The sequence below is a fragment of the Burkholderia sp. LMG 13014 genome, assembly GCF_905232215.1.
Taxonomy (GTDB): Bacteria; Pseudomonadota; Gammaproteobacteria; order Burkholderiales; family Burkholderiaceae; genus Burkholderia.
The window spans coordinates 1-5,509 of record NZ_CAJNKE010000413.1 but is presented as its reverse complement, the minus strand read 5'-3'; the positions used below and the strand labels follow the sequence as shown (position 1 = coordinate 5,509).

Below are 5,509 nucleotides of genomic sequence, written 5' to 3'. Positions count from 1 at the left end.
TCTCACCCCGGCCCCGCCCGAGCAAGATGAGAAAAAACATTCTCGGCGCCGCGCGAAAAAATAGAGCCATTCGCTGCCGGCCCCCACGCGTCGCCTGACGCCCTGCCGAGCAGCCCAGAACAGCACAATCCGGAGACATCCCCCATGACTGCCCGCTTGCCCGACGGCACGCCTGCCCTGTCCGACTACCGCCTGACCGACAACCTGACCGCGACGCGCGGCCGGATCTTCCTGACCGGCACGCAGGCGCTGGTTCGCCTGCTGCTGATGCAGCGCACGGTCGACACCGAACAGGGGCTCAACACGGCCGGCTTCGTCAGCGGCTATCGCGGTTCGCCGCTCGGCATGGTCGACCAGCAGCTGTGGAAGGCGAAGAAACTGCTCGACGCCGGCGGCGTGCGCTTCCTGCCCGCGATCAACGAGGAACTCGGCGGCACGGCGGTGCTCGGCACGCAGCGCGTCGAGGCCGATCCCGAGCGCACGGTCGAGGGCGTGTATGCGATGTGGTACGGCAAGGGCCCGGGCGTCGATCGCGCGGGCGACGCGCTGAAGCACGGCAACGCGTACGGTTCGTCGCCGCATGGCGGCGTGCTCGTCGTCGCGGGCGACGACCATGGCTGCGTGTCGTCGTCGATGCCGCACCAGAGCGACTTCGCGATGATCGCGTGGCACATGCCGGTCGTGAACCCGGCGAACATCGCCGACATGCTCGAATTCGGGCTGTACGGCTGGGCGCTGTCGCGCTACTCGGGCGCGTGGGTTGGCTTCAAGGCGATCTCGGAGACGGTCGAGTCGGGTTCGACCGTCGACCTCGACGCGCTGCAGACGCAGTGGCCGGCGCCCGAAGGCTTCACGCCGCCGGCGGGCGGCCTGCACAACCGCTGGCCCGACCTGCCGAGCCTCACGATCGAGGCGCGCCTCGCCGCGAAGCTCGACGCGGTGCGCCATTTCGCGCGCTCCAACAGCATCGACAAGTGGATCGCGCCGAGCGCGCAGGCGAACGTCGGCATCGTGACCTGCGGCAAGGCGCACCTCGACCTGATGGAAGCGCTGCGCCGCCTCGACCTGACGGTGGCCGACCTCGACGCGGCCGGCGTGCGGATCTACAAGGTCGGCCTGTCGTATCCGCTCGAAATGACGCGGCTCGAAACCTTCGTCGACGGGCTCGCCGAAGTGCTCGTGATCGAGGAGAAGGGCCCCGTCATCGAGCAGCAGATCAAGGACTACCTGTACAACCGCGCGGACGGCGCTCGCCCGCGCGTGCTCGGCAAGCACGACGCCGCCGGCGCCTGCCTGCTGTCCGAGCTCGGCGAGCTGCGCCCGTCGCGCATCCTGCCGGTGTTCGCCGCATGGCTCGCGCGCCACAAGCCGGCGCTCGACCGCCGCGAACGCGTGGTCGATCTCGTCGCGCCGCAGATCCTGTCGAACGAGGCGGACGCGGTGAAGCGCACGCCGTACTTCTGCTCGGGCTGCCCGCACAACACGTCGACGAAGGTGCCGGAAGGCTCGATCGCGCAGGCCGGCATCGGCTGCCATTTCATGGCGTCGTGGATGGAGCGCGACACGACCGGGCTGATCCAGATGGGCGGCGAGGGCGTCGACTGGGCCGCGCATGCGATGTTCACCAACACGAAGCACGTGTTCCAGAACCTCGGCGACGGCACCTACTTCCACTCGGGCATCCTCGCGATCCGCCAGGCGGTCGCCGCGAAAGCGAACATCACGTACAAGATCCTCTATAACGACGCGGTCGCGATGACGGGCGGCCAGCCGGTGGACGGCAGCATCTCGGTGCCGCAGATCGCGCGGCAGGTCGAGGCGGAAGGCGTGTCGCGCTTCGTCGTCGTGTCCGACGAACCGGAGAAGTACGACGGCCATCACGGCCAGTTCCCGCCGGGCACGACGTTCCATCACCGCAGCGAACTCGACACCGTGCAGCGCGAGCTGCGCGAGACGCCGGGCGTCACCGTGCTGATCTACGACCAGACCTGCGCGGCCGAGAAGCGCCGCCGCCGCAAGAAAGGCGAATTCCCCGACCCGGACAAGCGTCTGTTCATCAACGACGCGGTGTGCGAAGGCTGCGGCGATTGCGGCGTGCAGTCGAACTGCCTGTCGGTCGAGCCGCTGGAGACGCCGCTCGGCCGCAAGCGCCGCATCGATCAGTCGTCGTGCAACAAGGACTATTCGTGCGTGAACGGCTTTTGCCCGAGCTTCGTGACGGTCGAAGGCGCGGCGCTGAAGAAGGCCGCCGGTGCCGCATTCGACGAAGCGGCGCTCGCCGTGCGCGTCGATGCGCTGCCGGTGCCGGCGACGCATCTCGACGCGGCACCGTTCGACATGCTCGTGACGGGCGTCGGCGGCACGGGCGTCGTGACGGTCGGCGCGCTGATCAGCATGGCCGCGCACCTCGAAGGCAAGAGCGCGTCGGTGCTCGACTTCATGGGCTTCGCGCAGAAGGGCGGCTCGGTGCTGTCGTTCGTGCGGATCGCATCGAGCGACCGGTGGCTGAACCAGGTGCGCATCGACACGCAGCAGGCCGACGTGCTGCTCGCGTGTGACATGGTCGTCGGCGCGAGCGCCGAGGCGCTGCAGACGGTGCGTCACGAACGTTCGCGGATCGTCGTCAACACGCACCGGATCCCGAACGCGTCGTTCGTGCAGAACCCCGACGCGAACCTGCACGCGGACGCGCTGCTCGAAAAGATGCACCACGCGGCCGGCGACGGCTACCTGTCGAGCTGCGACGCGCAGGCGCTCGCCGCGAAGTTCCTCGGCGATTCGATCGGCGCGAACATCCTGATGCTCGGTTACGCGTGGCAGCTCGGCCTCGTGCCGGTGTCGCTCGCCGCGATGATGCGCGCGATCGAGCTGAACAACGTCGCGGTGCCGATGAACAAGCTCGCGTTCTCGATCGGCCGGATGGCGGCCGGCGATGCGGCGGGCCTCGACGCGTTGTGGAACGCGCGCCACACGGTGGCCACGCATGCCGCGCCGGAGACGCTCGCCGAGCTGATCGCCGATCGCGAAGCGCGTCTCGATGCGTACGGCGGCGCACGCTATGTCGAGCGCTACCGTGCGCTCGTGAGCGCGGCGCACGCGAAGGGCGACGACGCGCTGACGCGCGCGGTCGCGACGACGTTCTACCGGCTGCTCGCGGTGAAGGACGAATACGAGGTCGCGCGGCTGTACACGGACGACGCTTTCCGCACGGCGCTCGAAGCGCAGTTCGAAGGCGTGCCGGGGCAGGCGTATCGCGTGAAGTTCAACCTGGCGCCGCCGACGGTCGCGAAGGCCGGCAGCGACGGCAGCGCGCCGAAGAAGCGCGTGTTCGGCCAGTGGATGTGGCCGGTGTTCGGGATGCTGGCGCGCGTGCGCAGCCTGCGCGGCACGTGGCTCGATCCGTTCGGCCGCACCGTCGAGCGCAAGATGGAGCGTGCGCTCGCCGACGACTACGAGACGACGCTTGCGCGTGCACTCGCCGCGACGACGGCCGGCAATGCGGCGCAGGTCGCGCAACTGGCCGACCTGCACGCACGCGTGCGCGGCTTCGGTCACGTGAAGGTGCGCAATCTTGCCGGCGTGAAGCGCACGGAGCGCGAGCTTGCACTGCAGCTCGGCATCGAAGCGGCGACGAGCGCGGCCGTGCAGCACGCGCTCGACGAGATGAAGGGCGCGGGGATGCTGAAGGGGATTCCGGTCGTCGTCGCGAAGTAGCGCGAACGCGGGCGGATGTGAAAACGGCGACGCTTCCGGCGTCGCCGTTTTTCATGGGGTGGGCATGTCGACGCCGATACGCCCACGCCCGTCGCTTACGCGACGCGATTGCCGGCGATGCAGCGCGAGTAATACGCGAGGCTGCGCTTCGGCAGGCGCGCCTGCGTCGCCGGGTCGACGTGGATCAACCCGAATTTCTTAGCGAAGCCGCTGCTCCACTCCCAACTGTCCAGCCCGGCCCAGCAGAACAGCCCGCCGAGACGCACGCCCTGCCGATAGGCATCGTGTGCGGCATTCAGGTAGCTGGCGAGATAGTCGATGCGCGGGCCGTCGTCGACGATGCCGTTGCTCGGCGCCGGCTCGGCGATCGCGAAGCCCGTCTCGGTGACGACGATGCGCGGCGCGCCGTAGTCGCGATGAACGCGCAGCAGCATCTCGCTCATCCCGTACGGTTCGACCGGATACCCCATCGTCTGGATTTCGTCCGGCGGACTGTCGGCCAGCGCGAAGCCCGCGCTGCTCGCGTCGGCCTTCACGTAGAAGCAGTTGTAGTACTGCACGCCGAGAAAATCCGGGTTCGCGGCGATCGTCGCCATGTCACCCGGCTGCACGAGCGTCGTCAGCGCCGCCTGCAGCTCGGCCGGATAACCCTTGCCGTACAGCGGATCGAGAAACGCGCGATGCCAGATCGCGTCGAACCGGGCGGCGGCGGCCTGGTCGGCGGCCGTATTCGTCGCCGCATGCACGGGCCGGCCGCTGATCGTGGTACCGGTCTGCGCCGCACCCGGCACGTTCGCGCGCACGGCCTGGAACATCAGCCCCTGTGCGAGGTTCTGATGGTGGATCGCGGCGAACATGTCTGCCATCGAGTGCGCGCGTGGCGGCGATGCGCCGAAGCCGTAGCCGGCGAGCGCGACGCCGTTGGGCTCGTTCAGCATCATCCAGTGCTTGACGCGGTCGCCGAGCCGGCGCGACACGATGTCCGCGTAGTCGGCCAGCCGGTACGCGATGTCGCGGTCGCGGAAATCGCCGGCCCAGACCGGGATGTCCCAGTGAAAGAGCGTCAGGTACGGCGTGAGCCGATTCTCGAGCATCGCGTCGACCATGCGATCGTAGGTGGCGAGGCCCGCGTCGCTCGTTGCGCCGGCGCCGTCCGGCTGCACCCGCGGCCACGCGGTCGAGAAGCGGAACGCCTGGACCCCCGCGCCGGCGAGCAGCGCGAGATCGCCCGGGTAGCGCTGCTCGAATTCGATGCAGCGCGCGTTCGTGGAGCCGTCGGCGATCGTGCCGGGCTGGTCGGCGAACACATCCCAGTTGCTTCGTCCTCGGCCGCCGCGGCTTTCGACTTGCGGCGCAGCGGTGGCGACGCCCCACACGAAGCCGTCGGCGAAGTGTTCGGACGAATCGACAGAATCGCCGCCGCAGGCGCCGAGCATGCCGCTGCCGAGCACGGCGGCACCTTGCGCGAGGAAGCGGCGGCGACCTGGAAACGGGAGGGGTGTCAGCGGGTCGGGATGGTTGAGCATGAGGAGATCGGGCCGGCTCGCCGGCGGGCACCTGGTGGTGCCTGTCGTTAGGATGACGATGCAAAATGAGCCGGAAACCGGCGTGGCCATGCATCATGGGCGACGGCGCGCGTGGTGCTTCCCGGGCCGCGCGAGACGAGCGGCGGCGCGCATCAGTCGGAAAGCGGCGATCTTAACCGGGCGGTGTGTAAGTTTTTTTAAATGAACAGACAAATCCGGCGGCCGTGGGCCGGCTGCCGGTTGTCGAGAGCGGGAAAGGGTGGGGGCGC

At 68.9% G+C, this 5,509-nt stretch carries 2 protein-coding genes; one reads left to right on the top strand and one right to left on the bottom strand.

The features are described 5' to 3' along the window. Positions 1 to 144: 144 nt before the first annotated feature. The gene (locus JYJ84_RS27470; protein WP_175223260.1) at positions 145 to 3,714 is read left to right on the top strand and encodes an indolepyruvate ferredoxin oxidoreductase family protein; all 3,570 of its coding nucleotides are present in this window, start codon (positions 145 to 147) and stop codon (positions 3,712 to 3,714) included. Positions 3,715 to 3,809: 95 nt separating this feature from the next. Here JYJ84_RS27470 and JYJ84_RS27465 read toward each other — a convergent pair whose 3' ends face one another. Beyond that, on the bottom strand, positions 3,810 to 5,240 hold the full coding sequence (locus tag JYJ84_RS27465) for a glycoside hydrolase family 1 protein (RefSeq protein WP_175223261.1): 1,431 nt from the start codon (positions 5,238 to 5,240) through the stop codon (positions 3,810 to 3,812). Between the last annotated feature and the right edge of the window lie 269 nt (positions 5,241 to 5,509).